This window comes from Protofrankia sp. CiP1_Cm_nod2, from assembly GCF_920664355.1.
Lineage (GTDB): Bacteria > Actinomycetota > Actinomycetes > Frankiales > Frankiaceae > Protofrankia.
On record NZ_CAKKTL010000374.1, the window covers coordinates 1 to 3,233 of the forward strand.

Sequence of the window (3,233 nt, forward strand, 5' to 3'; positions counted from 1 at the left end):
TGGCCTGCGCCGACCTGGCCCAGCTGGATGTCTGGCTACGCCGCGTGGGCACCGCGACCACCATCGACGACGTCATCCACGACTGACGATCCTCGCTTGCCGGCGGTACGAAGGTACGGCTGAGTGATATAGCGTGGGGCTGACCAGGGCTTTCCTTGGGAAAGCTGGTTATCGAGGGGATCAGGGAAGGTCGCTGTTGCCGCCCAGATTATCGATCATGCGGCGCAGGACGTTGAGTGCCGTCACGTAGTCGGCCGTTGCGATGCCTTCGTGCGTCTGTCCGTGAGCGCGCGCGGTGCGCTCCCTGGCGCGCAGCAGCCCAGCCTCCCCAACTCTGGTCAGCGCCAGTGAGCGCGTCAAGGCGTCCTCCGTCATCCATCCTCGGGTGATCAGATCGTCGAAGACGTCGTCGAAATCGATTCCGAGATCGTCGAACGGGGCCAGTCGCTCGACGAGCTTCGCCCGGCTCCACGCGCCGGGGGCACCGGCGACATGGTTGAGCGTCCACCAGTGCGGCTGGGTGAGATCTTCCGTGGCCAGCTCCGTACGGATGCGCCCGACCACCGCGCGGTACGCCTCACCGCTCCAGTAGCCGATGGGCTGGGAGGCAAGCTCCCGCTCGGAATACTCCTTCATGATCATAAAAATCCCCTCTCCGATCCGCCGGAAAAACATGATCATGCTGGGAGTTCAACCGCGGTCGAGGTCAAGGCATCCCCGCGACGCGGAACATCATCCGGACAGGCCTGCCGGGCCAGGGTTCGGCGGACGGTGGACGGCGGGGGTACCGGCGGCTCTTGGCATCTCCTTCAGTTGCTAATGTTTGCAATTGGTAAGGTCGGCGTGCCGTACGTGAGGCCGTGTCTGCATGCGGGGGAGACGCGGCCCACGGGGTGACTGCGGCCCGACGGACGCACCATCCACCGACGGCATGACCATGGCGGCGCGAAGCGTGTTGACACAGGTCATGGCGACACGGGTCGCGGACGCAGATCACAACGGTGTGGACCGCGGCAGCACCGATCGTGCCGTGGCAGCACGGCGCGTGACGGTGTGGATCGCGGCGTCGTCGGTTGCTCCGAAACAGCACGTACAGCACCCGACGCAACGTCTGGTCACCTTCCGCTCACCAGGAAGGACGTCGTCACCGAACATCAGGAGCATGTGGTGAATCTGCTGCGTAAGATCCGCGACACCGGGCGGGTGGCCGAACAGGCCCCGCCGGCGCCGCGGGCGGAGTGCCCACCGGCGGCCCGCGGGCTCGCCGGCTCGGTACAGGTGCGATGCGTCGATGCCGGGTCCTGCAACGGGTGCGAGATCGAGATTGCCGCCGCGTTCGGCCCGGTGTACGACGCCGAGCGGTACGGGGCGCGCGTGGTGGCGTCACCCCGGCACGCGGACGTGCTGCTGGTCACTGGGCCGGTGACGCGCAACATGGCCGAGCCGCTGCGCCGCACGGTGGAGGCGACACCACGGCCCCGGCTGGTGATAGCGGTGGGTGACTGCGCGCTGAACTGCGGGGAGTTCGCCGGCGGCTACGGCGTGCAGGGCTCGGTGGCCGACGTGGTGCCAGTGGACCTGCAGGTGCCGGGCTGCCCGCCGGAGCCGGACGCGATCGTGGCCGCGCTACGCACCGTGACTCGCCAGTGAGCGGTCTGGTCGGGCCGGCACTGGCCACCGCCACCGGGCTGGCCGGCGTCGGGGCGGTGGCCGGGGCGTTCACCCCCGAGCGGGTGCGGCCGGCTCTGGTGGGGGTGTGCACCGCCGGGGTCGGCGTGGCCGGGCTCACCGCCGGGCTCGCGGCGCTCGCCGGTGGCGGCGGCACCAGCGGCGGTGGCGCGCCGTGGTCGGCGAGCCTGCCCGGCCTGCTGCCGCTGGCCGGGGTGCATCTGACGGTGGACGCCCTTTCGGGGCTGTTCATGGCCGTCTCCGGCGCGGTGGTGGCGCCGGTGGCGCTCTACGGGATCGGTTACACCGGGCACGGGGTGTCCGCCCGCGGGGTGCAGGCGGTGTTACCCGTCTTCGCGGCCACGCTGCTGCTGGTGCCGGCGGCGTCCAGCGTGTCGTCCTTCCTGCTGCTGTGGGAGCTGATGGCGGTCACCTCGCTGCTGCTGGTGCTGGCCGAGCACCGGTCGCGGGCCGCGGTGCGCGACGCCGGGGTGTGGTACGCGGTGATGACGCATCTGGGCCTGGTGGCGCTCCTGATCGCCCTGGCGCTGTTCGCGGCCCGCGCCGGCGGTGAGACGTTCACTGCGCTGCGCGCGGGCGCGGGCGAGGTGCCGCCGGCCGTCCGTAGCACGGTCTTCGTGCTGGCGGTTGCCGCGTTCGCGTCCAAGGCGGGCACGGTCCCGCTGCACGCCTGGCTGCCGCGGGCGCATCCGCAGGCGCCCAGCCACGTCTCGGCGCTGATGAGCGCGGCCATGGTGAACCTGGGCGTCTACGGGGTGATCCGCGTCGGGTTCGACCTGCTCGGGGGCGGGCCGCGCTGGTGGTGGCTGGTGCTGCTGGCCGCCGGGGCGGTCTCGGCGGTGTACGGGATGTTGCAGGCGGCGATGGCCACCGACGTCAAACAGCTGCTGGCGTACTCGACGAGCGAGAACATGGGCCTGGTCCTGATCGGCGCCGGTGCGGCGGGGATGTTCGCCGCCGCCGGGGAACGGCCCCTCGCCGCCCTGGCGCTCGCCGCCGCGTTACTGCACGTGGTCAACCATGCCGCGTTCAAGGCGCTGCTGTTCTGCGCGGCCGGGTCGGTGCTGCGGGCCACCGGCGTGCGTGACCTGGACGCGCTGGGCGGGCTGCGGGCCCGGATGCCGGTGACGGCCGGGCTGTTCGCGGTGGGTGCGCTGGGGGCGGTGGCGCTGCCGCCGGGCAACGGGTTCGTCAGCGAGTGGCTGCTGCTGGAGTCGCTCGTGCACGGGCTGGGGGTGCCGGGGACGGCCAGCGCGGTGGCGCTGCCGCTGGCGGTCGCCGCCATCGCGCTGTCCGCGGGGCTGGCCGCCGCCACCTTCGTCAAGGCGCTCGGGGTGGGGTTCTTCGCCCGCCCCCGCGGCGCCGAGGCCGCCTCGGCGCGGGAGAGCCCCCCGGTCATGCTCGCCGGGATGGGGCTGCTCGCCGCCGGCTGCGCCGCCCTGGCGCTGGTCCCGGGGACACTGGCCGGCGGCCTGTCCGACGCGGTCGCGGCGACCGGTGTGACCGGGCCCGTCGGGCCAGCCGGGGCGGCCGGCCCCGGCCCT

Annotated in this window: 3 protein-coding genes; 2 read left to right on the forward strand and 1 reads right to left on the reverse strand. The window is 72.4% G+C overall.

Translation table 11 applies throughout. The features are described 5' to 3' along the window. Window positions 1–180: 180 nt before the first annotated feature. Window positions 181–642 carry a MarR family transcriptional regulator gene (locus NBW84_RS23555; RefSeq protein WP_250291260.1) on the reverse strand — a complete coding sequence of 154 codons (462 nt, stop codon included), beginning with the start codon at window positions 640–642 and terminating at the stop codon, window positions 181–183. Between the two features lie 525 nt (window positions 643–1,167). Between NBW84_RS23555 and NBW84_RS23560 the strand changes: the two genes are divergently transcribed. Together NBW84_RS23560 and NBW84_RS23565 are read left to right on the forward strand one after the other, a co-directional pair. After that, the gene (locus NBW84_RS23560; RefSeq protein ID WP_250287511.1) at window positions 1,168–1,650 is read left to right on the forward strand and encodes an NADH-quinone oxidoreductase subunit B family protein; all 483 of its coding nucleotides are present in this window, start codon (window positions 1,168–1,170) and stop codon (window positions 1,648–1,650) included. Beyond that, window positions 1,647–3,233 (forward strand): proton-conducting transporter transmembrane domain-containing protein (locus NBW84_RS23565; RefSeq protein WP_250287513.1); only part of this gene is annotated, 1,587 nt, incomplete at its 3' end. The genes NBW84_RS23560 and NBW84_RS23565, both read left to right, overlap by 4 nt.